Genomic DNA, 26,418 nt, shown 5'->3' on the forward strand with positions numbered 1-26,418 from the left:
TAAAAAATCAACGAATATTCTTTTATATAATAAGAATAGACTTAAACTCTATTTCCATAAATAAGATGTTAGCGTATGGTTATCCGATGTTTAAGGGTATTTAAGGGGCAATTGGATAATGAGCAAAATTTATGAAGACAATTCGTTGACTATTGGTCACACTCCACTCGTACGTTTAAAACATTTTGGTAATGGCCGCATCCTGGCAAAGATAGAATCCCGCAATCCAAGTTTCAGCGTGAAATGCCGAATCGGTGCCAACATGATTTGGGACGCTGAAAAACGTGGCATCCTGACTAAAGATAAAGAACTTATTGAACCAACCAGTGGCAACACCGGTATTGCTCTTGCTTACGTTGCGGCTGCCCGTGGCTATAAGCTGACCCTTACTATGCCTGAAACCATGAGTCTTGAGCGCCGCAAACTGCTGAAAGCGCTGGGAGCCAGTCTGGTGCTGACCGAAGGCGCGAAAGGCATGAAAGGTGCCATTGATAAAGCTGACGAAATCCGTGATAGCGATCCAGACCGTTATATTCTCCTGCAACAATTCAGTAATCCGGCGAACCCTGAAATTCATGAAAAAACCACAGGCCCAGAAATCTGGGAAGCTACTGATGGCGATATCGGTGCTTTCGTTGCAGGCGTAGGAACTGGAGGCACAATCACAGGGGTTGCCCGTTACCTGAAAAATACACAAGCCGCACAAGTCACTATCGTTGCTGTAGAGCCAGAAGATTCTCCTGTGATCAGCCAGAAACTTGCTGGTGAAGAACTTAAGCCTGGCCCACACAAGATTCAGGGAATTGGGGCTGGTTTCATCCCTGATAACTTAGATTTAACATTAGTTGACCGTGTGTTTAAAGTCAGTAATGAAGAAGCCATTAAAACAGCGAGAGAAGTCACTGAAAAAGAAGGAATTCTTGCTGGGATTTCCTCAGGAGCCGCTGTCGCTGCCGCCGTCAGGTTATCTCAGGAAGACGAATATAAAGATAAAAATATCGTGGTTATTTTGCCTTCTTCGGCTGAACGTTACCTCAGTACCGCCCTGTTTGCCGACTTAGCCAATGATTAAAAATCACTCTGACTTTTTTCAATTTCATTGACAAAAAAGCACCTTAAGGGTGCTTTTTTGTGCATCAGATCAAAGTTTAAAACTTTCCTAGATGATTTATTCAAGTAGCTTTAGTATTTAACCAGTAATTATTTTGATGCACGAAATTAATCGCTGAGCCAGAATGAAAAGTACCATCCAATTCAGCAAATACTCGGATAGTGTGTATTAACATAAAACCAACAATTGAATGCATCGAGTGTGTTAATTTTTTGATAATGCCTAAATACACCTTATTTCATTATCAATTTAACGGTTGTACAAGCCAAAGCGGGTTCAGCTACACTAGTTTTAGAATTTTCTAGGGCTTATCAACGAATATTTAAGTTATTGAGGAAATACTATGTTCCAGCAAGAAGTCACTATTACTGCACCAAATGGCCTCCATACTCGCCCTGCTGCGCAGTTCGTCAAAGAAGCAAAAGGTTTCTCTTCTGACATCACTCTTACTTCTGGTGGCAAATCTGCCAGTGCGAAAAGCCTGTTTAAGCTGCAAACGCTGGGACTGACTCAAGGTACTGCTGTAACAATTTCTGCTGAAGGCGAAGATGAACAGCATGCTGTTGAACATTTAGTTAAGCTGATGGGTGAATTGGAATAATTGCCCGCTTAATAAAGCCAATTTGTTTCATTTCACCGAGTTCCATCCCCAGATAAATAAAATCTGGGGATATTTAGAGCCTCCCCCCCTGAAGGCTTAATGGAAGGTAATCACCCGTAGTAAGGTCATATAGTATGATTTCAGGCATCTTAGTATCACCAGGCATTGCTTTCGGCAAGGCATTATTGCTGAAAGAAGACCCCATCATTATCAATCAGAAAAAAATTACTACAGAACAAACCGAACAAGAAATTTCCCGTTTTAAACAGGGTCGAGACAAATCTTCCATACAGTTAGAAATAATTAGAAAAACAGCCGAAAAAAATCTGGGTGCAGAAAAGGCTGAGATCTTCGAAGGCCATATCATGTTGCTGGAAGACGAAGAGCTGGAACAGGAAATTGTTACCCTGATTAAGAAAAATCTGGCAACAGCAGATGCCGCAGTTTATTCCGTTATTGAAGATCAGGCCAAGGCACTGGAAGAACTAGACGATGAATATTTGAAAGAACGTGCGGCCGATGTTCGCGATATTGGTAAACGCCTGCTGAAAAATATTCTGGGTATGCCGATTATCGATTTAGGCACTATTGAAGAAGAAGCTATCCTCATTGCCAATGACTTAACTCCATCGGAAACCGCACAACTCAATCTGGACAAAGTGCTGGGTTTCATCACTGACTTGGGTGGCCGAACATCCCATACCTCGATTATGGCTCGCTCTCTGGAATTACCCGCAATCGTCGGTACTACCAACGCAACAACTCAAATCAAAAATGGCAGTTACCTGATTCTGGATGCGGTTAACAACCAGATTTATGTGAATCCGTCTAATGCCGAAATCGATCAACTGAAAAAGGCAAAAAACGAGTATCTGTCAGAAAAAACAGAACTGGCAAAACTGAAAGATTTACCTGCTATTACACTGGATGGCCATCAAGTTGAAGTTTGTGCCAATATCGGTACAGTTCGTGATGTCATGGGTGCAGAGCGCAACGGCGCCGAAGGTGTAGGTCTATACCGCACCGAATTCCTGTTTATGGATCGCGATACACTGCCTACTGAAGACGAGCAGTTTGAGGCATATAAAGCGGTTGCAGAAGCCGTTGGCAATCAAGCCATCATTATCCGTACCATGGATATCGGCGGTGATAAAGATTTGCCTTACATGAATCTGCCAAAAGAAGAAAACCCATTCCTTGGCTGGCGTGCAATTCGGATTTGCCTTGATCGTAAAGAAATCTTACATTCTCAATTGCGTGCTATCCTGCGAGCCTCTGCATTTGGTAAACTCCGCATTATGTTCCCAATGATTATTTCAGTTGAGGAAATTAGGGAGCTGAAAGCAGAACTGGCGTTGCTCAAAAACCAGTTACGTGATGAAAATAAAGCATTTGATGAATCTATTGAAGTCGGCATCATGGTGGAAACACCCGCTGCTGCAACCATTGCTCATCATCTTGCAAAAGAAGTTGACTTTTTTAGTATTGGGACAAACGATCTAACTCAGTATACTCTTGCGGTAGACCGTGGTAATGAGCTGATTTCTCATCTTTATAACCCAATGTCACCCGCGGTGTTGAGCCTCATCAAGCAGGTTATTGATGCCTCACACGCAGAAGGTAAATGGACGGGTATGTGTGGAGAGCTAGCGGGTGATGAACGCGCTACGCTGTTGCTCTTAGGCATGGGATTGGATGAGTTCAGCATGAGTGCGATATCAATTCCACGCATCAAGAAAATTATTCGTAATACCAATTACGATGATGCGAAAGCACTGGCAGAGCAGGCCTTATCTCAGCCAACTGCACGGGAATTGATGGATTTGGTTGACACCTTTACCAGAGAAAAAACACTCTGCTAGCTACGTCAGCCAAAACACGGTCCCATTAAAACAATTAGGAGAAGATTCATGGGTCTGCTTGATAAACTGAAATCTCTGGTTTCAGACGATAAAAAAAACAGCGGCAGTATTGAAATTATCGCCCCATTATCAGGTGAAATAGTCAATATCGAAGATGTTCCAGATGTTGTTTTCGCCGAAAAAATCGTTGGGGATGGTATCGCAATTAAACCTGCCGGCAACAAAATTGTCGCTCCTGTTGATGGCACCATTGGTAAAATCTTCGAAACTAACCATGCTTTTTCTATCGAATCTGATAGCGGGGTTGAACTGTTCGTTCATTTTGGTATTGATACCGTTGAACTGAAAGGTGCAGGCTTTAAACGTATTGCCGAAGAAGGTCAACGAGTACAGAAAGGCGATCTGGTTTTAGAGTTTGATCTGGCATTTCTGGAAGAAAGGGCTAAATCAACATTAACTCCTGTTGTTATTTCTAACATGGACGAAATTAAAGAATTGTCTAAAGTAAGTGGATCTGTAGTTGTAGGTGAATCTGTCATCATGCGTATCAAAAAATAACAGAAAAATCATCGGGAATACGTTTTCCGCTCTTTTCCTGTTTGCAGATCCTTCTTATTTGTGGATGCTTGATGAATCGCCACTGTTTTATCAGGCATTTTACCGATTAAGCCTGATAATACAGAGGCGATTTTTTTGTGGTTTGCTGCTCAGTCAAAAAACGACGTTTAATACCAAATAATATATACCCAAAGAGAGTAAGCGTTTAATTAAATACTCCAGTAGACAAATACCTGTCACCACGATCACAGATAATCGCTACAATAACCGCCCCTGGATTTTTAGCCGCAACGCGCAGTGCCCCTGAAACAGCACCGCCAGAACTGACACCACAAAAAATACCTTCTTTCTGCGCCAATAGCCGCATTGTCGTTTCAGCTTCCACTTGCGTGATATCCAAGAGCTGGTCCACCAACTCTTTTTTATAAATACCGGGCATATAAGCGGGAGACCAACGGCGAATACCGGGGATCTGGCTATTTTCTGCAGGCTGCAATCCCGTAGTGTGCACCTTATCTGATTGAGATTTCAGATAGCGGCTCACTCCTGTAATTGTCCCCGTCGTTCCCATACTGGAAACAAAATGCGTTATGCGCCCCTGCGTTTGCTGCCAGATTTCCGGGCCAGTTGTATTGAAGTGCGCCAGTGCATTATCCATATTATTAAATTGGTCAAGAACCTTCCCTTCTCCATCTTGTTCCATTTTCTGCGCTAAGTCCCGTGCACCTTCCATGCCTGATTCTTTACTGACTAAAATCAATTCTGCACCGTAAGCCCGCATTGATGCCTGCCGTTCAAGACTCATATTTTCAGGCATTAACAATTTCAATTTATAATTTTTAACTGCCGCAATCATAGCCAGTGCAATGCCAGTATTGCCACTCGTTGCTTCTATGAGCACATCACCCGGCGCAATTTCTCCCCGTAATTCAGCCTGCTGGATCATTGAAAATGCAGCTCTGTCTTTCACGGAACCCGCAGGATTGTTACCTTCCAGTTTTACCCAAATTTCCGCATCAATACTTTCAGTAAGTCGTTGTAATTTAACCAGCGGAGTATTGCCTATAAAATCTTCCAAGCTTGCCACAGCATTACCTAATTCATATGAGAGTGGACAACAAAATAATCATATTCAGAAAACTGTAGCAAGATCTTAAACAAAAAATACCCGCTCCCCCAAATAACGAGAGACGGGTTGATGGTAATAAAATATAGCTAAATCAAGCTGATTCGGCGAGTCTGAGCACTTTTAATGGCAAGTCACCGGCATACAATCTAGCTCCAGTACCCCCCATAAAATACTGATTTCCCCTAACTGGAACAGGTGAATCACCCTGCCAGATAACCGATAAGAGGTCTTTTCCCCATCCCACCGGCAAGACAGACAACAGAGAAAAATGGCCGCGTGGACTGATTTCCACAATTTGAACAGGTAAAGGGCAAGATGCAGTTTGTTGGGTACTGAGAGTCATTTCCCACGGGCGGAAAAACACATCAACATTTCCCTGATGTAATGGTGTCACATTCAATGGAAAAATTTTCCCCCCAATCCATAATTGGGAACCTTTAATTTCACCGTGTAATTGATTGACCTCTCCCATGAATTCAAGCACAAAACGGCTTTCTGGCTCTCGCCACACCTGTTGCGGCGTACCAACTTGCTCAATACACCCTTGATTCATCACCACCACTCTATCCGCTACCTCCATCGCTTCTTCCTGATCATGGGTAACGAATACACTGGTAAATTTCAGTTCTTCATGAAGTTGCCGTAACCAGCGGCGCAATTCCATACGTACCTGTGCATCCAAAGCACCAAACGGCTCATCCAGCAATAGGATCTGCGGTTCCACTGCCAATGCCCTTGCCAATGCCACACGCTGTTTCTGCCCACCAGAAAGTTGTGACGCATAACGATCAGCAAGGTGGGATAACTGAACCATATCAAGCAATGCCATCACCTTACTGCGGAGCGCTTCGCCACTGAGACGTTGACGACGCGGAAGCACAGTCAAACCAAAAGCGACGTTATCAAAGACGTTCATATGGCGAAATAGGGCGTAATGCTGGAATACAAAACCAACTCGCCGATCTTTCGCATGCACTCGACTGACATCCTGACCATTAAACTTCAATTGCCCTGCACTTTGCTGCTCAAGCCCTGCAATGATCCTCAGGAGCGTCGTTTTACCAGAACCGGACGGGCCAAGCAGCGCAACCATTTCACCAGATTCAATACCTAATGAAATCTCACTCAGTATCTGAACTCGGCCAAAAGATTTGCTGATTTTACTGATTTCAATACTCATATCTTGCTCCTGATCTCCCGTTACTGGTGGCTTAAGCGCCACTGCACAGCACTTTTGACCATCAGAGTGATAATCGCCATCACTGCCAATAAAGCCGCAGCCGTAAATGCACCCACAGTGTTGTAATCTTGGTACAGCAGCTCAACCTGCAAAGGCAGCGTATAGGTTTCACCCCGGATCGCCCCGGATACCACAGAAACTGCGCCAAATTCCCCAATCGCCCGAGCATTGGTCAAAACGATGCCATATAGCAATGCCCAGCGAATATTCGGTAATGTCACACGCCAGAACATCTTCCAACCAGAAGCGCCCAGCAATATTGCAGCCTCATCTTCCTGACTACCCTGACTTAACATCACCGGCACCAACTCACGGACAACAAATGGGCATGTCACAAATACCGTCACCAGTACCATACCCGGCCATGAAAACATTAATTGGATGTCATAAGAACCCAGCCAGCCCCCCATCCAGCCATTAACACCGTAAAACAGCAGATAAAGCAGCCCTGCCACAACAGGCGAAACAGCAAACGGAATATCAATCAATGTCAGCAATAACTGCCTGCCGGGAAATTGGAATCGAGTGACTAGCCAAGCGGTCATCACACCAAAAATCAGATTGATAGGGACTGTGATAAGCGCAATCATCACGGTCAACCAGATAGCATGCAGCATATCGGGATCAAGAAGATTCTGTTTAACGAGATCGAAACCTTTCGAAAAAGCGGTCAAGAAAATCCACATTATCGGGATTACCAGCAGCAGAGTAGAAACGAGTATGCCCGTACCAATCAGTACCCATTTTCCCCAGTTGATAGGAGAGCGCTGTGCCACTGTGTATTCAGAGAATTCAGTCATCAATGCCCCCCGATCCGTTTACCAAACCGACTCTGCAATATATTGACGCTAAACAGCAGTAACAACGATGCCGCAAGGATCACCGAAGCAATCGCGCTAGCAGCCGGATAATCAAATTCTTGCAGACGGATGAAAATCATCAGGGAGACCACTTCTGTTTGCCATGCAATATTGCCTGCAATAAAAATGACTGCCCCAAACTCCCCTAGGCTGCGAGTGAAAGAGAGTACGGTTCCAGCCATCAATGCAGGTGAAACTTCAGGCAGAATAACTCGCCGGAAAGTCTGCCAGCGGCTCGCACCCAATGTCTGCGCCGCTTCCTCATATTCGGGGCCAAGTTCTTCAAGAACGGGCTGCACTGTGCGGACGACAAACGGCAGGCTTGTGAATGCCATCGCAACCGCAATTCCCAGCCAAGTATTCACTACCTTGATGTCAAAATTGCCCAGCCAATCGCCATACCATCCTGTTGCAGAGAACAGGGTCGCCAGAGTTAAGCCTGCCACGGCAGTCGGCAAAGCAAAAGGCAAGTCCATCAACCCGTCAAGCAAACTGCGACCAGGAAAGTGATAACGCGTCAGTATCCACGCCATCAACATCCCGAAAACCATGTTGAACAAACTGGCGGCCGCAGCAGCCAGCAATGTCACCTGATAAGCGGCAACAACCTGCGGATTTACAATTACCTGCCAATATTGAGCCCATGTCATACTGGAAAGCTGTACGGCCAGAGCGCTTAATGGCAATAACAGGATCAGACAGGTATAAAACAGACTACTGCCCAAACTCAGCCCAAATCCGGGCAGTACGCGTTTACCGGATGCCACTAACATCATTTATGTCCTTCCGCCAATAACTGATCCAACATACCGCCCGTGTTGAAGTGTGTTTTCATCACCTGCGGCCAGCTACCGAATTGTTCTTCCAGACGAAACAGTCTGGTTTCAGGAAAACGAGGTTTCTGTGCTTCCATGACGTTTTTATCATTCACACGATAATTGAAACTCGCAATGATCTGCTGCGCTGCGGGGCTATAAAGGTAATTCAAATAGGCTTTAGCCACCGCTTCAGTTCCATTTCTGCGGACATTTTTATCAATCCAAGTCACAGGGAACTCAGCCAAAATATCTACCGGAGGCACAATGACTTCATAATTACCTGCACCATACTGTTTACGAATATTATTGACTTCAGATTCAAAACTAATCAAAACATCGCCTAGATTCCGTTCAATAAATGAAGTCGTTGCACCCCGTCCCCCAGTATCAAATACCGCTACGTTTTGCAAAAGACGCTGCATCAGTTGGCGAACTTTCACCGGGTCATGCTGATTTTGCTGTTGGAAAGCGCCCCATGCCGCCAGATAGGTATAACGCCCATTACCCGACGTTTTCGGGTTTGGAAAAATCAACTTCACATCATGACGCACCAAATCATCCCAAGTATGGATCTGTTTGGGATTACCTTTGCGAACCAGAAAAGCCATAGTGGAATAGTAAGGTGAACTGTTATTTGGCAGACGTTGCTGCCAGTCGGCAGGAATAAGATTGCCGCGATCATGCAGGATCTGAACATCCGTTACCTGATTGTACGTCACAACATCAGCCCGTAACCCCTGTAGAATACTCAATGCCTGTTTGGATGAACCTGCATGGGATTGCTTAATAATTAATTTATCCTGTGGATGCTGTGCATTCCATTGTTTTTCAAATTGAGGGTTCAAGGTAGAAAATAGCTCTCGCGAAATATCGTAAGAACTATTCAGTAATCCGACAGCATAAGCGTTGGCACTATAGGCGTTGATAAGGCCTAAAAGTGCTACGGCAACCAACCCGCTCAATAATTTATTGTTTATTGCCACTGTTTTCATCCAACACCTTACCCGTCACGCCTATTCAACAACGATTTCTTCATACTGTATCCAGAATATTTATAACAGGGTAGTTTACTACCCCCTGTTTTATATACCGAGTTTTTATGAGAAATGATGAAACGCGATAAGCTATAGGAAATGTAGGGATTATCAATTCAAAAGATAATGTATAAACGGATGAAAAGAGAGCTCTGCTTCAGCACAAACTCTCTTTAAAGCTTTGTCAGGATTGCCAAATAATCCGCGAAATTTTCCAATTTTTCAGGACATCATCAGAAGGCATTAACCCTTCTGGGCCATCCCACGTTCCGGTAAACACGTAGCTGATATGCTGGCTTTGCGGTGCAATACAAATCACAGTTGGCTGCGTCGTGAAATCACTGGAACGATGGCATACACCAAACGCTTTGTCATACAGTTCGGAGAAAGGCGTGCCTATTTTCGTTCCCCACACGGTTTTCACCCCGTCATCCAACACATCAATACGATCAACCTTACCCTTAGCCAAACCAGACAATTCGATTTTTACTTGGTTATCCTCCATTCCCTGAATGATGTTGACGAATTTGCCATTTTGAGTTTCCATCCCACTGCGCAGGCGGTATTTGCCTTTTAAGCCTTGTTCAATCGCAGATTGATCCATATCTGTCTGTTTATTAACTTCCCCAACACCTTGTTCGGAGACACGCAAGGTACTGCCAAACCACTCCAAAGGTGATAACGAAGACCATGAAAATTCTGATATTCCAGCACAGGCACTTAATAACAACGAACCTCCCAACAAACTACTAACGGCTACAACTCTCTGTTTGGACAATAAATTAAATACAAAAAATTTACCCATTATTGTTTTACCTTTATATCTATTGACGGGTTATGCAAACCACACTCTTAAAAAAACATTCATTTATGAATACGAAACATTTCATCAACAAAAATGCCAAAAACATAAGAACGATACAACATTGACAATAGGTTGACACAATGACCGATAACATCACTTTCATCTAAAGAACGATGTTACGGTAGAATATGATGAATGAAAAGGTGATTATTACGGTATTTATTATCTCTTTAAGCGTATCTGTCATGGTGAGAGCCTCAGGTCAAAAATCGGTTTTGCCTTCTAATAATTATGACAAGTTGAGTCACACTACAAATCAGGAAAAAATCACGATATCTCAGGAGAATAAATCTCATATTCAATCTCCTTGTCGCTTTATTATATTAGAAGGGAAACCAGAATCTCCCATCCATGATCATTATCAACTATATCGAGATAACGAAGGAAAAATTCAAGTTAGAATTGTCTCTAGTATCGGAGATAATATCCCCATTGTGTCAAAAAAATTATTTACTTTGCAAAATAAATATCAGAGATGCTTGAGCCATTTTATAATAAAGATAATTAATTTAGTACTGTATAATTCGATAATGGCCGAATAAAATAATACTGTTCAGCCATTTTATATTTAATCAATAATCAAGCGCTTACTAAAAATAGTATTTTCTTGCCCCAAATAATCATATTCCATTTTTTCACACATACAAATCGTTGCATCATTCTCTTCTGAAACCAGAATCAGAATACTCGGACAACCTCTCGCCAATAATTTTTTTTCCAAACGGGATATCAGAGCATTAGCAATTCCCCTGCCCCTGAATTCAGGGTGAACGCTTAGATAATAAGCATGCCCACGATGCCCATCATAGCCGCCCATAACTGTACCAACCACTTCTCCCGCAACTTCAGCAACTAGAAATAAATCAGCATCATGGGTTAACTTACGCTCAATATCTACTTCTGGATCATCACCGGGATTAATCAAATCACAGCGTTCCCAAAGTGTGGTGACGGCCTCAAAATCATCTTGCCGAAATACCCGAATTTCCATAGTTAGTCAGCCTATTTAATAAACGGTTGAATCAACGTTAATTATCACTACTTTTATTTTGGAATCAATATGAAAATGCGTTTACTGAGACTAACAGGTATACTGTCTATCGCCATAAACCAACCCAAATGAAAGCAGAAATGAATATACCCAATATATATTAGTTTCATGTTTCGGTGTTTGTCGATGTTTATTATTTTTATATAAAAATCAAATAATTAATAATCCAATCAACTGTATATTGTTCCAGTGCTTATTGACGTTTTCCTACTATTGCAGCACACTACGTATAAACATTTGTATAAATATATTGGGTGAACATGGCTGCCGAATTCAACAAGCTCAGTGACAAAAAACTTAAAACCCTACACGGAAAGGAAAGGAACAAGATTGAATTTTTTGCCGATGGTGCTGGATTAAGTGCAAAAGCATCTAAAGCTGGTGGTATTAGTTGGATTTTTACCTACCGACTTGATGGTAAAAAGTTAAACCGCCTTACCATTGGGCGCTATCCTGATATGCCTCTCAAACAAGCTCGTGAAACACGGGACAAATGCCGTAACTGGTTGGCCTCTGGTAAAGATCCAAAGCTGCAATTTAATTTAACGATGCAGGAATCATTAAAACCAGTCACTGTAAAAGACGCTATCGAATATTGGATAGAACACTATGGCAGAGAAAACCGAGTAAATATTGATAGCCTCATTCGTCAATTAGGAAAGCATATTTATCCCCACATTGGGGAAATGGCATTATCTGACTGCGAAATAATATATTGGCTGCAATGCTTTGATAAAATGAAAAAAGAAGCTCCGGTGGCTTCTGGTGGCATACTTCAATTGTGCAAGCAAGCCCTGAAATTTTGCCGGGTAAGAAGGTATGCAATTAGCCATGTATTAGATGATTTAACAATTCAGGATATAGGAAAAAAACAGAATAAAGGCCAGCGGTATTTAGAAGATAATGAACTTGGTCAATTATGGAAATCCATCAATGAAGATATTTACCTACCTTATTATAATAATTTATTGAAAATTTTGGTTGTATTTGGTTGTCGAACACGAGAGATCAGGTTATCTAAATGTTCAGAATGGAATTTAGATTCCATGCTGTGGACTGTTCCAAAGGAAAATAGCAAGACAGGTGAAAGAATTATTCGCCCGATACCTGAATGTATGAAACTATTCTTAGAAAATATTATTTATCAAAACCATAAAAATGATTACCTACTAGGTGCATTTAAAAGCACTGAAACAGTATCAGAGTATGGAACAAAGATATGGAAAAAATTAGGTCATGTGGAAAAATGGTCTTTGCATGACTTAAGACGAACTTTTTCCACAAAATTAAATGATATGAAAGTAGCTCCACATATTGTAGATCAGCTTTTAGGCCATATTTTACCGGGCGTCATGGCTATATATAATAAGAGCCAATACCTACCAGAGAAGCTAGACGCCTTAAACATGTGGTGTGAGCGACTGGATGTATTGTCGGGTAATTATGAGAATGTCGTTGTATTAAAAATAGCTCAATAATGGGAATTAATGAGTTTAATGATGAGTGTGATCATTGTAGTATATACGTAACAAATATTGCTTTCTTTTGTAATGATTTATTTTAAGTAAAATACCCTCACAAAAACAATTAAACAGTGAGGGTAACATGACTATTCAATACAGCATTCCTACACCTGAAGAACGCCGCAATATCCTTTCCGAGTATGGCGAACCTTATGATCGCCTTATACGTGAAAAAGAACGCCAGCACATTACCTCTATTTCCAGAACGTCAGCATGGAAACTGGAAAATGAAGGCCGTTTCCCTGCCCGTAAACCATTAGGTCGCAATTCCTGTGCTTGGTTGCTCAGTGATTTGCTGCATTGGGTACGTAATCCGCCAACAGTAGAAAACGTAAATAACCCGTATAGCCGTAAACGTACCAATTAAAGAATAACATCATGGAAAAATTAACAACCTTAATTGGTTGCGATCTAACTCACTCTAAAATCAGCTTAATTTTTGGGAATCAGTGGATTAATGGTAAGTACTAGCTATAGAGGTTCTTTAAGATTAAGCAACCATCAATTTAACAGGCAACCCTCTTTAAGAGGGTTAATTGATTATTCTTACTCAGATGATGCTTTGGATTTGCGCTGGCGGCGTTTAATTTCACCTGTCATAGCCGAAATTATAAATTGTGCGGTACTTTCACCCTCTTCTTTAAGTTTTTCCATTGAGTCAACAAGTTCATGCGGTACACGTGCTTCTAATTTTTTTGACTTTGCATTTATTGCTTTCGTTGCCATATCTGTATCCATTAGTAGTTGGTGGCTGACAGTATACACAAAAAATTTTCATGAAAAAGGATTGACGTGGCTGACACTTAAAAATAACATAGTGGCTGACACCTTGAATCATCCAAGGAACAAAAACAGCGACGCCCCGAAGTGCGGTAACACTATCGAGGCGTCTAACCACAACATTATCGGAGCTAATGCTATGGCTGACATACAGTCTAACCAAACTCGCCTAAAATTTACATTCCTAATTGCATCCGGCACTCAGCGGCTGGCTGGTATGTCCTCACTGATCTTCGTATCACGTCAGGAGACACACCATGAGTAATAAACCTATCTCATTAAAACAGGCGCTATATCGCGCAAGTCTGGGTGTTTCACTCTTCACATTTATTACCAAAAAAGCCAAAGATGAGTGCGAAATCAACTTAAATAATCTGATTGCACTGGCGGGCGATATTCATCAGGAGGTTCACCGAGCTTTGTTGAAACATTCTCCACAGCCTCTTGTGAATAAATTATTAAATTGCGTTGTGTATAGGAAATCCGACCCATTAGATCAGGCCGCGTTTCGGGCGGGTTTATGCATCTCTTTATATGAGATCATTCTTGAACAGTCTAGCCAGCACTGTTCCGAAGAATTACATGATTTGCTTTCACTGGCCTGTGATATCAATCAGGAAGTTTACTATTCGCTTTATGCGGCTGTTAATGGCGAGGACGAGTGATCATGAGTCAGGGAAATAATATTCAAAAAAGCCGTCCGTTAGATGTTATTCGTGCAGTGAAGCAATCCGCCGCCAATCACTGGCAACTTTTGTTGCCCGCCTGTGGTATTGACGTTCCGTTAAAGGGTAAGCATGGTGCTTGTCCGATATGCGGCGGCACTGACCGCTTTCATTTTATAGATGATAACCATAACGGCGACTGGCATTGCCGCCAATGCGATGAGCCGAATCATGGTGACGGGTTGGATTTAGTAGCGAGAAACAAAGGGATTACGGTCTTTGCAGCGGCTAAGCTGGTGGCTGATGTGCTGGCAATGCCTTTGCCCGAACCTAAACACGTCAAAGAACAGCCACGAGCAGCAAAGCCGATTGCTGAACGCATTGCGGCACTGGTTGCCACTACTGTTACAGGTGAATCTCAATATCTGGCGAAAAAGGGGCTGCAATGCCCCAATCAACGGCTATTGAAAGATGGCTCGCTATTGCTGGTGACTCAGACGCTTGACGGCACAATCACGGGCGCTCAGACCATCAAGCCGAACGGGGAAAAGCGCCTTGTTTCCGGTACGCAGAAGAAAGGCAGCTTTATCCCCTTATCCAAAATTACCGGAACGCCGGACACTTTCATCATCACCGAAGGTTACGCCACTGCTTTAACGGTCAGGCAATTACATAAAGGTATCGTGCTAGCGGCGATTGATGAAAGCAATTTATCCATAGTTGCCGAGCTAGTCAGAACTCAGTGGCCAGACGCGAAAATCATTATTGCTGCTGATAATGACTGGCACGAGCCGGACGAACGGGACAAAAACGGCAGGCTGAAAAAGAACGTTGGCAAGATTGCGGCAGAGAAGGCCGCTATAGCGATTAGTGGCTGGGTAACACTACCGTCAACGGCATTGAAAGTCGATTGGGACGATTATCGCCAGCATCACGGCATTGAGGCAGCAAAGCAGGCATTTAATAACGGGTTATATCAGGTTGGGGAGAAAAGGCTAATGGAAGCAGAAGCGGTGATCCACGAATCGAAGCCAAAAAAAGCCAACAACAATCTGGCACAAATGGCAGCCAGTCAGCGCGGGGCGCTGGTGGTAGAACGCTACGGCGAGGTCGCGGTCAATCCTGAAAGTGATATGGTTTACCATTTTAACGGTACGACATGGCAGACCGTGTCGGATAATGAGCTGCGCCGCGCAATGGTGGCAATCTTTGACCAGTACGAAACCCCTTACAGTCCGAATGGGATCAATAACGCTATCTGTGCCATGAAATTACAGGTGCCGATTATCGGCGAACAACGGCAGGATTTAATCGGGTTTCGTAATGGTGTGTATGAATTATCGACACAACAATTTACCCCGCACCAGCCGGAACACTGGCTAATGAACCATAACGGCATCACATTCACCCCGCCTGCTATCGGTGAAAACCTGCCGGATCACGCCCCTGATTTTTACCGCTGGTTATCCCATGCGGCGGGGAGCAATGAAAACAAAATGGCACGAATCAAAGCCGCCCTGTTTATGATCCTGGCAAACCGTTATGACTGGCAGCTATTTATTGAGGTCACAGGCGAAGGTGGCAGCGGTAAAAGTATCTTTACCTATATTGCGACCTTGTTAGCGGGAGAACACAATACCGCCAGTGGCAATATGAGGGCACTGGATGAGGCGAGAGGCCGTTATCAGTTTGTCGGAAAAAGCCTGATTACACTGCCCGATCAGGTTAAATATGTCGGTGAAGGCGCTGGCATTAAGGCGATTACTGGCGGTGATTTAATCGAAGTTGACGGGAAATATGAGAAGCAATTTTCTACGGTAATTAAGGCCGTTGTATTAGCCACCAATAACGAACCGATGAGCTTTACAGAACGTAATGGCGGTATTGCACGGCGGCGGGTGATATTTCCGTTTAATATTCCGGTCAAAGAATCCGAGAAAGACCCACAATTGCCGGAGAAAATCAGCCAGGAACTGCCTGTGATTATCCGGCATTTATTAACGGAGTTTGCCGACCAGAATAAGGCTAAAAAGCTGCTACAGGCGCAACGCGATTCTAACGAAGCGTTAACGGTGAAAAGCAATTCAGATCCGTTGTATCGCTTTTGCGGTTATCTGGTGTCTGTCAATGATGCAACTGGAATGAAGATGGGCAATAAGAACATCAGCCCACGCGCACCGAGATTGTACCTGTATCACGCTTATCTTTCTTTTATGGAAGCACACGGCTTTGAGCGACCGCTCACGCTGACCAAGTTCGGCGAATCACTTCCCAAAATCATGCTGGAGTATCGCAAGGAGTATCGGAAAGTGCGAACCAATAAAGGTTACTCTTATAATGTTGAATTATCGGGAGAAGCCGAAGAGTGGCTGCCGTCCGTGCCTGAGTTACGAAACAGTTAAGCCTGCTGTATAGAACTTTTGGTTTTAGGTCTACATTCCCTGCATCATTTTAAATATCCATCTGTATTTAAAAGAAAATAATAGGTGTATAGTTATTTTTTAGCTATACACTACTATACATTCTCTTCATTCATATAAAAAATGGGTGAACAGGAGATACAGTCAATGAATATCATATTAATTGCGGCAAACCCAGATGTAGCAAGGCGTTCAGTGAATTATGCAGAGGGTGCACAGCGGAGGAGGTGAAAAAGATTTTTAGGGGGGTACCTTTGGTAGGAAAATAAAAATATCTTTATGTTTTGATATATATCAAGACATAATTAAAATTAGCAGATTAAATAGTCGTTTTTAGAGGCTATCTAATGAAATATTTCTTCATATCAGAATTATCAAAATCACTCAATGTAACGTATGTTAATATCATTGAGTGATAATATTTTAGAACCCTATATTATATTTTTTATCGTTGTTATTTTGTTTTATGATAAATTATGAATATGACTATTGACAGGCAGATAAATAGCTATATATTTTATGACTATAAAATAGCAAGCAAAAGGAAAGGAAATGGCTAACATTATTTATATGACCTTAAACGGCAAAAAGCAAGGGCTGATATCAGCAGGTTGTTCAACCTATGATTCAATAGGTAATAAATACCAAGAAGAAAATAAAGATAAAATATTGGTTTATTCTGTGGATCACGATATCAGTAGAGAACAGAATGTAAATCATCAACCTATAATAATAACAAAGCCAATAGATAAATCATCTCCATTATTAGGCGTTGCAATATCAAGCAATGAGCATTTAGATTGCCTGCTTGACATATATAGGAATAGCTCAACAGGAGGGTTAGAAAAGTTTTACTCTATCAAATTAACAAATGCAACTATAAAAAATATCTCAAGCCACTACCCCAACTCACTAAGCCACAATGATATGCAACCATATGAAAGTATAACAATTTCATATGATAGCATAACATGGACACATCACATCGCTGGTACATCAGGCTACAGCATAAGAGAAGATAATGTATTTTAGTTCTTCTCCACTAAAAACAAAATGGTACGCTCAGTATCATTTTGTTTTATACTTATAATGGTATTATCTTTACGCCAGCGTTCATCTTTCCAATACTTATCATAGTATTTTATAAAACCCATGTTTTCAGTGTATTTTATTAATTCTGCCAGACGACTCAATTTTACATTTGAAAATATAATTTCGTTAGTCATGGTATTATTACCATCAGGAGAGTCATAATATATAATATAATCATTTGAAATTAAAGGCACACTCTTAATTTCATCAAAGGTAAATGAGTAATAATAAATAAAATTTCTTTTTGTATATGATAAATTAACATTCGCTAATGATGCAAAAAAAAGAATAACGCCAATAGCTAAAATAAATATAACTATACATATACGTATGAAATTACTCAACCGCAATCCCAGCATATTCTTTACCTATATTAATCCAGCTTGCATCTTCAATAAGCATTACGTCCTGACCAGTTTTTATATCGCTTATAGGCGTTATTGTATTTAAAAAACTAGGCAAGGGAATATTATAAGGAATTGTATTATTTGGATACTTTTCAGGGTCAGGGAATAATAATGGCTTAAAAGATTTATTTTTATATTTTCCTATAGCTCCGTAGTAATCCCATCGTTTATATGCTTTTTCTTTACTTACTACCCCTACTTGAGGTAAATAATTAATACCGTTGATAGCTTGATAAAAACCGAATAAGTTAGAAATCAAATCTTCACCACTATAGCCACTATCTGAAATTAAAGTAAAAGGAAAGGAATCTTGATATGATTCAAATGAATGAGTTGTATACATCATAATAGTAAGAGCAACTCTTTTTTTATCATGTAAAGATAAACCTCTTCTAACTCTCCATCTTGTTTTTATAGATGTTCCCAGACTACGCCCCCTGCCCATATATTGGACATACCTAACAATAAAATGCGATTTATTAGTAGTTTCATCCCCCAAAGCAAGAGAGATCATTAACTTTCTTGCATCATCACCGTTAGCATGCCCTAAATCTAACCACCCTAATTTTTCTGTATAAACCAATCGTCCATCTTCTATATCAGATCTTTTAGTCATGAGAACTCCTGTAATTTAGTTAAGTGTGCCATAAAATCTTAGACGTATGACACTAAACAAAATAATTAGTAGAATATTTTAACAGAAATCAGCTATTCTACCCTCACACTAAACTCCTGTAGAATATGATGATATAATTACTTACTAAATTAGTAAATATCAATATTTTCGTAAAATACAATCATAATCTTAGACTATAAACATGATTAGTTAATGGTATAGAGTATTTTCTTCACAAAAAATTATGCGTTAATTTTTAACATATCAGTAACAAAGTGTTTTCAAATTTATTTTTATAGTAAGTAATATCATCTTAAAACTGTAACCTTTATTTAATTACTTAAAATAAATTTTACTCAGTAATATTACACTTGATTGATTTTTAAGTTAACTACTATGGTTTGGTTTTTAAACCAATGAAATAATATGAAAAAGATACTGATGATTTTTATTTTTTTACTTTATGGTTGTGGGAACCCAACGCCAAAAGTTTTACCAAAATCAGAAGTTCTTCCTGATGCTGTGATAAACGAACCATATCAAGCATCAATTACCATCACAGGAGGCGCATTAAATGAAAAAAGCGTTTGGGTAAAAATTCATCCTATTGGCTCAGGACTAACATGGAATCCAAAAGAAAGTTCTTTCCAATGAGAAGGAAAAGAAGAAGTAAGAAAAGATTATCATCATATAAATATAACAGGCATCCCAAAGAAGACAGAGCTGATAAAAATTGAAGTGGTAGGGTTTACTTTGGGTACAATGTACCCAGGGAAAGATTTCGATAAAACCTATACTATAAAAGTAAAAAACAAATAGCTTTAGTAGAATAGCAATTTAAGTCGCCATTTTTATATTTTTGTATGCTCGCTCAACATAACAAGTATTCTTTCTTATTATTTTTCATGGTGTTAAAAATTATTTTTTGCAAAAATAAATTGACTACAAAGACACCATGAAAAAATTACTCGAATTACGCCAGCAAAAAGCCGATTTAACCAACCAAATGCGTTCCCTACTGACTAAAACCGAAGACGAAAAGCGCTCTTTAACGGTAGATGAAGCCAAACAGTTTGACGAACTACGCAGCCAGTCCGATTCCCTGAATGCGGAAATTGCCCGTTATGAAACCCTTGCCGATGATGAGCGCAGTCAGGCAGGTAAAACCCAACCAGCTAGCAAAAACTTCAGTAATAGTGATGTGGATGTTCTCGGCTGGCTGACCTAAGAGATTGATGACACCTTTGTTGATACCGAAGAAACTTGGCGACTGTGGCAAAAAAGCTTTCTGACTTATCTGAAGCAACGATTTAAGGTGAGTTTTTGAATATCAAGAACGACGGTTGGGATATATATTGACCGCGCACCACTACAGATAAGAATAGGTACTATTATCATGTGTTATAATATTGTTTGTCTTTGTCAAGGGAGAAAAGAATTTTAGGTAGCGATAGATTTATCCACTACCTAATGTAATTGAAATCATTAATCTGAAATTAAAAATGTGGTTTTTATATCCACTGTAATTAATTCAGTATCTTTTTACCAGTTCATTGTCTCTTTCAGGTTTATTCTTTCTTCTTCAACTAAACTAACAAGTTCAAACAAACTATTAGTTAGTTCAGAATGATCTCCTTTTGAAGACTTATAATGAAGAATGGTTAAATTTAATGTATCTTCAATTACTTTAATCATGTCTTTATGAATACTTTTGTCTGAGGATATCATAAAATGTGGTTTTGTTGCGTCATGCTTGAAAAATGAATCTTCAAGTAATAACTTAATATCTGGATCATTTACACCACAGCCTATAAAAAGGAAAGTATGTGTTAAGCTCAAGGCATTTATAAGCTCATAAAAATCTCTATTTTTTGATCTGGCTTTAGCATAATCAGACCTAGAAAATATTAAATTTTTTGTATCGTCTGCTGTACCATGTATTTTTATTATTAACCTACCTATATCTTTAACGAAAGTAACAATATCCAAATCAAAATAATTTTTTATTACTACTGTTCCCTGTGTTTCAGTAGTTACATAAGTATCATATATTTTATCAAAATTAGGGGTTATAACTATCCTACTATCTAATTTAAATAAACATTCATGTATAGGCGCTGGTTTATATTTAGGAGTTAAAAAACATTCTTTTATTAGTGTCTCGAATTCACCCTTGTTCGAGTTTAATTTTATTAGTTCACAAGCAGTCAGATAATCTTCATTACGTATCAATTTTTTTATTTGGTTAGCATTAGGTAAATTACGCATGCTTTTTTCTAAAAAATTTTTCCAGCTTGGAGGTCGAATATTATCTATGCCAACACTGTTCATAGACACACCTGAGCCTAAAAAAAGAATACATTTTCGCCTAGCGAGATCTTGTACTAATGTATTAGTCCATTTTATCATGGTCATCATACCTTAATATTATTTAATAACTTTTTACATATATTACTATATATTTTTTTTGCATCATTTACTTTTGCAAAATGAGCACCTACCACCCCATCTATACCTTTTAATGAAAACACAGGTGTATGAGCAAGTTGAGACATGGGTATCAGGCTATTCATATTCTCTATTTCTCCAAGTTTTGGTACAAGATCTTTACTTATGCTAAACTCATCAGAAATATCTGATTTAATTATTGTGGGGATTTTTCTTGCTATTTTCTCAAAAGATTTAACCTGAACTTTTTTGCCTCTAACAGTTTTGGCCCTATATTGCTGCATTACATATCCAATAAAAAATAGTTTCCACTTCATTCCCTTATCTTTGATATAAAAAGAATCTCCACCCCCCTCATATTTTTTATAGATACGAAGGCCTCCATTTATATTATCTCTCCAATTAATTAATGAGGTCTTTATATTTTTTATAGCCATCAAACTAAATGTGTCAACAGACATAGGAATTGTAAAGTAATCACTTGATATTAAAATAGCTCTATTTAATGCTCCTAAGGATGGTCCAACATCAAAAAATATAAAATCATAGTCATCATATAAATAAGATAAATGTGAAAACACGAATGTTGTTTGCAACCCTCTATATTTCCCAACTATTGCCTCAGACCAATCAGAGGCCAATGAATCTTCGCTTAGAGCTAATAAAGGGTCTCCGGGTATAAGGTCAAAACCAAAATTATCGGTTTTTATAGGGCTTATTCTTTTTTCTAGATAACCAGTACCTCTCCTTACTGGTTTTAGGAAAGACTCTATAGTATCTCTTTTATCAGTTAAATATAATTCATCTAACTTTTCATCACTTAAGCAATAAGATGTTGCATTGCACTGAGGGTCAGCATCAACTACTAATACTTTTTTATCTAATTCCAGAGATAAATATGCTGCCACATTGCATATTAGAGTGGTTTTACCTACCCCACCTTTGTTATTGAAAAAAACTATACTTTTCATGATACGATTCCTTTTTAAACTAATTAAAAAACAATAATATTAGTAATATTCTTGTTCAATAAGTCATAATTTATTATAGGCGATTATAAAAAATAAAATTTAATATCCTTTTCCTAATTTATATCATCAGAAGAAATGTAACTAACATACTGTTTTTTCAGATATTATTTTCACATCAGGACAATCATGATGGAAATTTGCGCTATATCTCCATACATAAGGACAGTGATAGCACAGTACCTCACTAGGGGATTTTTCAATTTCACTGAATCATTCCAGAAACATGCCCCGTAGTGTCTTTGCCACACTAGCCTCCTTAATGCCGGAACAAATTGTCATGATCTATCTACCATTATGTGAGGGGCTATTTGATGCCGTGGCAACCGTTAAAGGTAGCTATCCGGCTTGCCGCGAGCGGGTCAAGTCCGGTCGCTGTACACAGCACCAGCGGGAAGCCAGACGGCAACAGGACAAACAACGGGGAACCCGAACCCAACGAGGCTACAGTAACCGATGGAGACGCTATCGGCTGCAATACCTGAAAGCGAATCCGTTATGTGTCCACTGCCTACAGCAAGATATCTATGCCTCTGCAACGATTGTGGATCACATTATCCCGATACAGGGTGAAGCTGATGTGTTGTTCTGGCCTGAATCCAATCATCAATCGTTATGCCTGCCCTGCCATAACCGCAAGACCGTACAGACAAATCCTATCACCAAAGCGAAGCGTAAACAGGGTATCTATCAGGAACGGGAAACAGAAGCGGCAAAGCGTCTCGGTTGGTGAGTCGCAGAATAATAACAAATGAAATAGTGGGTGAGGGTATCAAAAATGACAAACGCACTTCTCAGCGGAACCGACCCCCTCCTCAAATTTTTACGCACGGCACTTTTTTTGAAAATAAACTCACAAGGAAGACAGAAAATTATGGCAAGGGCACCCAAATCCCCGACGTATCTTAATGACATTGCCGCCAGTCAGTGGAAATCCAAGGCAAAAATCTTAGGCGAACGGGAAGATCTGACCGCCGCCGACTGGAACAACTTAGAACTGTACTGCGTCAACTATGCCATTTACCGGAAAGCGGTGGCAGACCTTGATATTCGGGGCTTTAGCATCGTAAACAATCAGGGCAGTGAAAGCCGTAATCCCTCATTGAGCGCCAAGGCTGATGCCGAAAAAATCATGATAAAAATGTCATCGTTGCTTGGCTTTGATCCGGTTTCACGGCGTAAAAATCCGGTCGAAACCGAGGAAGAAGACGAGTTAGACCGCTTATGAATGCATGGGAGCAATACGCTTTTGATATCCAAAAACGGCACAATTCCGGCCTGTAAGCGCCTGAAACAAGCAGTGAAACGCTATCATAACGACCTGAATAACCCGCTTTATACGTTTGATTCTGAGGTTGTAGCGCGTTTTATTGCCTTCTCTCGTCTCTGTCCGCACGTCAAAGGCCATTTACGCGGTAAGCCGATTGTACTAGAGCCGTGGCAGCAGTTCGCCTTTGCCAATCTGTTCGGCTTCAAGGTAAAAGCCACGGGGCGCAGAAAGTACCGTAGCGCTTATATTCAGGTTCCGCGCAAAAATGCGAAATCCACCGTTGCCGCGATATTGGCTAACTGGTTTTTGGTGATGGAACAGAGACAACAGGATATTTACACCGCCGCCGTGAGTCGTGATCAGGCGCGTATCGTGTTTGATGATGCCCGCCAGATGAGTTTACTTTCCAAGCCGCTCAAAAAGCGGCTATCTATCCAGCAACATAAAGTGACCTACCCGAAAACCAATAGCCTGTTAAAGCCACTGGCAGCCAAAGCTTCCACGATTGAGGGCACAAACCCCAGTCTGGCGATTGTCGATGAGTACCACTTACACCCTGATAACGCGGTGTACTCTGCCCTTGAATTAGGCATGGGCGCACGTCCCGAAGGTGTCCTGTTTGCCATCACCACGGCGGGCAGTAACGTAATATCGGCCTGTAAACAGCATTATGATTATTGTTGCCAGATACTGGACAGGGAAGAACAAAACGAATCGTTGTTTGCCCTGATTTACGAACTGGACGACGAGAACGAGATTGATGATGAAGCGCTTTGGGTTAAGGCAAACCCCAATCTGAATATCTCGGTAGACAGTACCGCTTTGCATGACACAATACAGAAAGCCCGTGGTATTCCCTCGCAATGGACAGAGATGTTAACCAAACGCTTTAATATCTGGTGCCAGGGCGAAACACCGTGGATGGGTGAAGGGGCTTGGAAAGCCTGCCAGATGGATTATGACGAGAACGACCTGAAAGGGCTGGAGTGTTACGCCGGATTGGATTTATCTTCGACAGGAGATATTACCAGCGTATGTTACACCTTTCCCGTAGATAATGAACTATTATTACTGACCCGCCATTACTTACCGGAAGCCCAGTTACAGAATCCCGCCAACAAGAATAGGGCGGTTTATCGCCAGTGGGCTAAATTAGGCTGGATACGCACCACAACGGGCGACTGTATTGATTATGACCGTATCCGTGACGACATTCTTAAAGACAGCCAGCACTTTGATATCAAACTGGTGGGCTTTGACACATGGAACGCTACCCATCTAAGAACCCAGTTACAGGGCGCAGGGATTGAGGTTGAGCCGTTCCCGCAAACCTATATGCGCTTTAGCCCCGTTGCCAAATCTGCCGAAGTCTTCGTTAACCGCAAGGTCATTCGTCACAACGGCGATCCAGTGCTCGTGTGGGCGATGTCCAATGTCGTGATGGAAACTGACGCTAACGCCAATATCAAACCGAATAAGAAGAAATCAGCGAACAAGATCGACCCCGCGATTGCGTTCCTGATCAGTTTTGGCACATGGCAGATTGAGCATGAAGATTTTGCGTTTAGTCTCAGTGATGAGCAGCAGCAGCGATTGGATAACTTTGATGGAATTTAGGTAACTCATTGATTTTATTTGTTATCATAAGAGAAGTAGAGATAATAGAATCAAAGGGTTAGAATGTTAAATTATTATTATGCGTAACGTGTCTAGGGCCGGAACATTTAACATTCTGACCTAGTTTTACTGGTGTACCCCCAGAACATATTGAATACTAAGAGTTTCGTTTAGTGAAAAAAGGACAACAAGCATGTATAGCAGGAACCACGCTGGAGAACATCAAGACTTAATAAGAAAGTTATCTCTTATTGATAATCTTGAAAGTTGGCCTTCTCACATTCTAACCCTAGAGAAAGAAAACAAAAAGTATGTCTACGAGTCTGCGAGACGTTTATGGATAAAACGTAAAATATCTGATGGCAGTTTACTCTTACATCCAGATGTACGAGAGGAATTAATTCAAAGGGAATATAACCCATTATCTATCCATAAAAAAATGATCTGGGCTAGTTTACTGGCTTCTTATGATGGAACTGATAGTAAAGAATATTTCCAAAGAATAAAGGGAAAAATAATTAAGAAGTATGGAAACAAATGGTGGCGTGATGTTTATAACAGAATAAAGCCTACCTACGCAGCCAGACAGCATATATTAAAACACATCGATGGCGCTGGGTCTGCTGTAAAATATGCAGCTTCACAGAGTATGTATCTTGGATATATTTTCACAGAATCACGTAATGACGCTCTACGAATGATTCCTAAGGAATGATCAAAATATTTCCATTTAATTGAGTGAAGTAATGGGAAGCTTTAGCAGTACATTAGTATATTTCATGGAATTTAACACAAAAAGTTAAGCGGTTATACTGATTCGCTTATTGAACCAGATAAACCAATCAGTTAAAGTACCTCCGCCATTGGCAAAATCCAGTGGCCAGGGCTTCGCATCCCTGAGCTAAGAACACTGGTAGGATGTTTCTACCAGTGCCCGTTATCACCCTTTCAATGGTGATTCAGGCAGGGGAGGCTTCGGCCTCACCGGAATCTTAGCCCGGTAATGCGAACCTTGCTTGAATCGCCACCATCAATTTTTTCAATTAATGGAAGGGGTAGCAGGAATGAATAATGTTAGAAATGACTGGCATCAGGCCGATATAATTGCTGCATTACGTAAGCGTGGAACAACCTTAGCCGCCGTCTCCCGTGAAGCGGGTCTCAGTTCATCAACATTAGCAAATACTCTCAGTCGGCCTTGGCCTAAAGGCGAATGGATTATTGCTAACTATCTTGAAATACATCCCTCTGAAATCTGGCCTAGTCGGTATTTTGATATGTACGGTCAGCTTATTGAGCGTAGGGTTCGAGACAAATCATAAAAATAGCAGCCCACCACTTGAAAATCACCGGGAAGATAGCCGTAACGGGGTATCTTCTCACTAGCAGTAACACTCGTCATTGTCACCTCAATAGCTCCCGA

27 protein-coding genes and 3 pseudogenes are annotated in these 26,418 nt (G+C 40.8%); 18 read left to right on the top strand and 12 right to left on the bottom strand.

Annotated features, from left to right (window positions below; translation table 11 throughout):
- Window positions 1–118: 118 nt before the first annotated feature.
- The 4 genes from cysK to crr all read left to right on the top strand — a co-directional run bounded on the left by cysK (window position 119) and on the right by crr (window position 4,132).
- The gene (cysK, locus tag PSI22_RS10940; protein WP_273579769.1) at window positions 119–1,072 is read left to right on the top strand and encodes a cysteine synthase A; all 954 of its coding nucleotides are present in this window, start codon (window positions 119–121) and stop codon (window positions 1,070–1,072) included.
- A 382-nt stretch (window positions 1,073–1,454) separates the two neighbouring features.
- On the top strand, window positions 1,455–1,712 hold the full coding sequence (gene ptsH / locus PSI22_RS10945) for a phosphocarrier protein Hpr (protein WP_012989507.1): 258 nt from the start codon (window positions 1,455–1,457) through the stop codon (window positions 1,710–1,712).
- Window positions 1,713–1,846: 134 nt separating this feature from the next.
- Window positions 1,847–3,574 carry a phosphoenolpyruvate-protein phosphotransferase PtsI gene (gene ptsI, locus PSI22_RS10950; RefSeq protein ID WP_273579770.1) on the top strand — a complete coding sequence of 576 codons (1,728 nt, stop codon included), beginning with the start codon at window positions 1,847–1,849 and terminating at the stop codon, window positions 3,572–3,574.
- Between the two features lie 48 nt (window positions 3,575–3,622).
- Window positions 3,623–4,132, top strand: coding sequence for a PTS glucose transporter subunit IIA (gene crr, locus PSI22_RS10955; protein ID WP_038186854.1), 510 nt, complete (start codon window positions 3,623–3,625; stop codon window positions 4,130–4,132).
- A gap of 205 nt (window positions 4,133–4,337) precedes the next feature.
- Here the strand turns inward: crr and cysM are convergent, their stop codons facing one another.
- The 6 genes from cysM to PSI22_RS10985 form a co-directional block, all read right to left on the bottom strand.
- Window positions 4,338–5,219 (bottom strand): cysteine synthase CysM, encoded by an 882-nt coding sequence (cysM, locus tag PSI22_RS10960; protein ID WP_273579771.1) that lies wholly within the window; start codon window positions 5,217–5,219, stop codon window positions 4,338–4,340.
- Between the two features lie 133 nt (window positions 5,220–5,352).
- On the bottom strand, window positions 5,353–6,441 hold the full coding sequence (cysA, locus tag PSI22_RS10965; protein WP_273579772.1) for a sulfate/thiosulfate ABC transporter ATP-binding protein CysA: 1,089 nt from the start codon (window positions 6,439–6,441) through the stop codon (window positions 5,353–5,355).
- A gap of 20 nt (window positions 6,442–6,461) precedes the next feature.
- Complete coding sequence (cysW, locus tag PSI22_RS10970) at window positions 6,462–7,301, bottom strand: sulfate/thiosulfate ABC transporter permease CysW (RefSeq protein WP_273579773.1); 840 nt, start codon at window positions 7,299–7,301, stop codon at window positions 6,462–6,464.
- Window positions 7,301–8,134, bottom strand: coding sequence for a sulfate/thiosulfate ABC transporter permease CysT (gene cysT, locus PSI22_RS10975; RefSeq protein ID WP_273579819.1), 834 nt, complete (start codon window positions 8,132–8,134; stop codon window positions 7,301–7,303). The genes cysW and cysT overlap by 1 nt, the downstream gene beginning before the upstream one ends.
- Window positions 8,134–9,171, bottom strand: coding sequence for a sulfate ABC transporter substrate-binding protein (locus PSI22_RS10980; RefSeq protein ID WP_273579775.1), 1,038 nt, complete (start codon window positions 9,169–9,171; stop codon window positions 8,134–8,136). The genes cysT and PSI22_RS10980 overlap by 1 nt, the downstream gene beginning before the upstream one ends.
- Window positions 9,172–9,397: 226 nt before the next feature.
- Window positions 9,398–10,018, bottom strand: coding sequence for an RpoE-regulated lipoprotein (locus PSI22_RS10985; protein WP_273579776.1), 621 nt, complete (start codon window positions 10,016–10,018; stop codon window positions 9,398–9,400).
- Between the two features lie 188 nt (window positions 10,019–10,206).
- Here PSI22_RS10985 and PSI22_RS10990 point away from each other — a divergent pair, with 188 nt between their 5' ends.
- Window positions 10,207–10,620, top strand: a complete 414-nt coding sequence (locus PSI22_RS10990) for a hypothetical protein (protein WP_273579777.1) — start codon at window positions 10,207–10,209, stop codon at window positions 10,618–10,620.
- A gap of 26 nt (window positions 10,621–10,646) precedes the next feature.
- On the opposite strand, the gene PSI22_RS10995 is transcribed toward PSI22_RS10990, so the two are convergent.
- Window positions 10,647–11,069, bottom strand: a complete 423-nt coding sequence (locus tag PSI22_RS10995; protein WP_273579779.1) for a GNAT family acetyltransferase — start codon at window positions 11,067–11,069, stop codon at window positions 10,647–10,649.
- A 320-nt stretch (window positions 11,070–11,389) separates the two neighbouring features.
- On the opposite strand from PSI22_RS10995, the gene PSI22_RS11000 reads away from it, so the two are divergent.
- A complete protein-coding gene (locus PSI22_RS11000; RefSeq protein WP_273579780.1) occupies window positions 11,390–12,607 on the top strand; it encodes a tyrosine-type recombinase/integrase in 1,218 nt (405 codons plus the stop codon).
- 127 nt (window positions 12,608–12,734) lie between these two features.
- Entirely contained in the window at window positions 12,735–13,019 is a 285-nt protein-coding gene (locus PSI22_RS11005; protein ID WP_038205526.1) for a helix-turn-helix transcriptional regulator, read from the top strand.
- Between the two features lie 179 nt (window positions 13,020–13,198).
- Here the strand turns inward: PSI22_RS11005 and PSI22_RS11010 are convergent, their stop codons facing one another.
- On the bottom strand, window positions 13,199–13,378 hold the full coding sequence (locus PSI22_RS11010) for a YlcI/YnfO family protein (RefSeq protein WP_273579781.1): 180 nt from the start codon (window positions 13,376–13,378) through the stop codon (window positions 13,199–13,201).
- A gap of 193 nt (window positions 13,379–13,571) precedes the next feature.
- On the opposite strand from PSI22_RS11010, the gene PSI22_RS11015 reads away from it, so the two are divergent.
- The 4 genes from PSI22_RS11015 (at window position 13,572) to PSI22_RS11030 (ending at window position 17,549) form a co-directional block, all read left to right on the top strand.
- Window positions 13,572–13,697 (top strand): hypothetical protein, encoded by a 126-nt coding sequence (locus PSI22_RS11015; protein WP_262070620.1) that lies wholly within the window; start codon window positions 13,572–13,574, stop codon window positions 13,695–13,697.
- Complete coding sequence (locus PSI22_RS11020; protein WP_080718356.1) at window positions 13,690–14,097, top strand: hypothetical protein; 408 nt, start codon at window positions 13,690–13,692, stop codon at window positions 14,095–14,097. The genes PSI22_RS11015 and PSI22_RS11020 overlap by 8 nt, the downstream gene beginning before the upstream one ends.
- A 2-nt stretch (window positions 14,098–14,099) precedes the next feature.
- Window positions 14,100–16,499, top strand: coding sequence for a primase-like DNA-binding domain-containing protein (locus PSI22_RS11025; RefSeq protein WP_273579783.1), 2,400 nt, complete (start codon window positions 14,100–14,102; stop codon window positions 16,497–16,499).
- A gap of 570 nt (window positions 16,500–17,069) precedes the next feature.
- Window positions 17,070–17,549 carry an Hcp family type VI secretion system effector gene (locus PSI22_RS11030; RefSeq protein ID WP_273579784.1) on the top strand — a complete coding sequence of 160 codons (480 nt, stop codon included), beginning with the start codon at window positions 17,070–17,072 and terminating at the stop codon, window positions 17,547–17,549.
- Here PSI22_RS11030 and PSI22_RS11035 read toward each other — a convergent pair.
- Window positions 17,546–17,968 (bottom strand): hypothetical protein, encoded by a 423-nt coding sequence (locus PSI22_RS11035; protein ID WP_038214237.1) that lies wholly within the window; start codon window positions 17,966–17,968, stop codon window positions 17,546–17,548. The two genes, PSI22_RS11030 and PSI22_RS11035, sit on opposite strands and share 4 nt — an antisense overlap.
- Window positions 17,946–18,632 carry a hypothetical protein gene (locus PSI22_RS11040; RefSeq protein WP_273579785.1) on the bottom strand — a complete coding sequence of 229 codons (687 nt, stop codon included), beginning with the start codon at window positions 18,630–18,632 and terminating at the stop codon, window positions 17,946–17,948. The genes PSI22_RS11035 and PSI22_RS11040 overlap by 23 nt, the downstream gene beginning before the upstream one ends.
- Window positions 18,633–19,058: 426 nt before the next feature.
- Between PSI22_RS11040 and PSI22_RS11045 the strand changes: the two genes are divergently transcribed.
- Both PSI22_RS11045 and PSI22_RS11050 read left to right on the top strand, forming a co-directional pair.
- On the top strand, window positions 19,059–19,286 hold the full coding sequence (locus tag PSI22_RS11045) for a hypothetical protein (protein ID WP_273579786.1): 228 nt from the start codon (window positions 19,059–19,061) through the stop codon (window positions 19,284–19,286).
- A gap of 301 nt (window positions 19,287–19,587) precedes the next feature.
- Window positions 19,588–19,836: pseudogene (locus PSI22_RS11050) on the top strand (phage major capsid protein); the annotation flags it as partial.
- Between the two features lie 338 nt (window positions 19,837–20,174).
- Here PSI22_RS11050 and PSI22_RS11055 read toward each other — a convergent pair.
- Complete coding sequence (locus PSI22_RS11055; protein ID WP_273579787.1) at window positions 20,175–20,963, bottom strand: SIR2 family protein; 789 nt, start codon at window positions 20,961–20,963, stop codon at window positions 20,175–20,177.
- Between the two features lie 83 nt (window positions 20,964–21,046).
- Window positions 21,047–22,051 (bottom strand): ParA family protein, encoded by a 1,005-nt coding sequence (locus tag PSI22_RS11060; protein ID WP_273579788.1) that lies wholly within the window; start codon window positions 22,049–22,051, stop codon window positions 21,047–21,049.
- Between the two features lie 371 nt (window positions 22,052–22,422).
- Between PSI22_RS11060 and PSI22_RS11065 the strand changes: the two are divergent.
- From PSI22_RS11065 to PSI22_RS11085, 5 genes and pseudogenes are all read left to right on the top strand, one after another.
- Window positions 22,423–22,841, top strand: a pseudogene (locus PSI22_RS11065) (HNH endonuclease).
- Window positions 22,842–22,982: 141 nt separating this feature from the next.
- On the top strand, window positions 22,983–23,336 hold the full coding sequence (locus PSI22_RS11070; protein ID WP_273579789.1) for a phage terminase small subunit P27 family: 354 nt from the start codon (window positions 22,983–22,985) through the stop codon (window positions 23,334–23,336).
- Window positions 23,333–24,995, top strand: a pseudogene (locus PSI22_RS11075) (terminase large subunit). Before PSI22_RS11070 ends, PSI22_RS11075 begins: the two are co-directional and overlap by 4 nt.
- Before the next feature lie 193 nt (window positions 24,996–25,188).
- Entirely contained in the window at window positions 25,189–25,710 is a 522-nt protein-coding gene (locus PSI22_RS11080; RefSeq protein WP_273579790.1) for a hypothetical protein, read from the top strand.
- Window positions 25,711–26,059: 349 nt separating this feature from the next.
- Window positions 26,060–26,317, top strand: a complete 258-nt coding sequence (locus PSI22_RS11085; protein WP_273579791.1) for a helix-turn-helix domain-containing protein — start codon at window positions 26,060–26,062, stop codon at window positions 26,315–26,317.
- The last annotated feature ends 101 nt before the right edge of the window (window positions 26,318–26,418 follow it).

It is taken from the genome of Xenorhabdus aichiensis (assembly GCF_028598775.1).
GTDB lineage: Bacteria > Pseudomonadota > Gammaproteobacteria > Enterobacterales > Enterobacteriaceae > Xenorhabdus > Xenorhabdus bovienii.

Bases quoted from the DNA above. Each gene is read 5' to 3' on its own strand.
- PSI22_RS10995 (WP_273579779.1), bottom strand. From the start codon at position 11,069: ATGGAAATTCGGGTATTTCGGCAAGATGATTTTGAGGCCGTCACCACA.
- PSI22_RS10990 (WP_273579777.1), top strand. From the start codon at position 10,207: ATGATGAATGAAAAGGTGATTATTACGGTATTTATTATCTCTTTAAGC.
- PSI22_RS11005 (WP_038205526.1), top strand. From the start codon at position 12,735: ATGACTATTCAATACAGCATTCCTACACCTGAAGAACGCCGCAATATC.
- PSI22_RS11055 (WP_273579787.1), bottom strand. From the start codon at position 20,963: ATGAACAGTGTTGGCATAGATAATATTCGACCTCCAAGCTGGAAAAAT.
- PSI22_RS11080 (WP_273579790.1), top strand. From the start codon at position 25,189: ATGTATAGCAGGAACCACGCTGGAGAACATCAAGACTTAATAAGAAAG.
- cysA (WP_273579772.1), bottom strand. From the start codon at position 6,441: ATGAGTATTGAAATCAGTAAAATCAGCAAATCTTTTGGCCGAGTTCAG.
- PSI22_RS11020 (WP_080718356.1), top strand. From the start codon at position 13,690: ATGAGTAATAAACCTATCTCATTAAAACAGGCGCTATATCGCGCAAGT.
- PSI22_RS11040 (WP_273579785.1), bottom strand. From the start codon at position 18,632: ATGACTAAAAGATCTGATATAGAAGATGGACGATTGGTTTATACAGAA.
- PSI22_RS11045 (WP_273579786.1), top strand. From the start codon at position 19,059: ATGAAAAAGATACTGATGATTTTTATTTTTTTACTTTATGGTTGTGGG.
- PSI22_RS11060 (WP_273579788.1), bottom strand. From the start codon at position 22,051: ATGAAAAGTATAGTTTTTTTCAATAACAAAGGTGGGGTAGGTAAAACC.
- cysW (WP_273579773.1), bottom strand. From the start codon at position 7,301: ATGACTGAATTCTCTGAATACACAGTGGCACAGCGCTCTCCTATCAAC.
- PSI22_RS11030 (WP_273579784.1), top strand. From the start codon at position 17,070: ATGGCTAACATTATTTATATGACCTTAAACGGCAAAAAGCAAGGGCTG.
- PSI22_RS11035 (WP_038214237.1), bottom strand. From the start codon at position 17,968: ATGCTGGGATTGCGGTTGAGTAATTTCATACGTATATGTATAGTTATA.
- PSI22_RS11025 (WP_273579783.1), top strand. From the start codon at position 14,100: ATGAGTCAGGGAAATAATATTCAAAAAAGCCGTCCGTTAGATGTTATT.
- PSI22_RS11015 (WP_262070620.1), top strand. From the start codon at position 13,572: ATGGCTGACATACAGTCTAACCAAACTCGCCTAAAATTTACATTCCTA.
- PSI22_RS10985 (WP_273579776.1), bottom strand. From the start codon at position 10,018: ATGGGTAAATTTTTTGTATTTAATTTATTGTCCAAACAGAGAGTTGTA.
- PSI22_RS11010 (WP_273579781.1), bottom strand. From the start codon at position 13,378: ATGGCAACGAAAGCAATAAATGCAAAGTCAAAAAAATTAGAAGCACGT.
- ptsH (WP_012989507.1), top strand. From the start codon at position 1,455: ATGTTCCAGCAAGAAGTCACTATTACTGCACCAAATGGCCTCCATACT.
- ptsI (WP_273579770.1), top strand. From the start codon at position 1,847: ATGATTTCAGGCATCTTAGTATCACCAGGCATTGCTTTCGGCAAGGCA.
- crr (WP_038186854.1), top strand. From the start codon at position 3,623: ATGGGTCTGCTTGATAAACTGAAATCTCTGGTTTCAGACGATAAAAAA.
- PSI22_RS11070 (WP_273579789.1), top strand. From the start codon at position 22,983: ATGGCAAGGGCACCCAAATCCCCGACGTATCTTAATGACATTGCCGCC.
- cysK (WP_273579769.1), top strand. From the start codon at position 119: ATGAGCAAAATTTATGAAGACAATTCGTTGACTATTGGTCACACTCCA.
- PSI22_RS11000 (WP_273579780.1), top strand. From the start codon at position 11,390: ATGGCTGCCGAATTCAACAAGCTCAGTGACAAAAAACTTAAAACCCTA.
- PSI22_RS11085 (WP_273579791.1), top strand. From the start codon at position 26,060: ATGAATAATGTTAGAAATGACTGGCATCAGGCCGATATAATTGCTGCA.
- PSI22_RS10980 (WP_273579775.1), bottom strand. From the start codon at position 9,171: ATGAAAACAGTGGCAATAAACAATAAATTATTGAGCGGGTTGGTTGCC.
- cysT (WP_273579819.1), bottom strand. From the start codon at position 8,134: ATGTTAGTGGCATCCGGTAAACGCGTACTGCCCGGATTTGGGCTGAGT.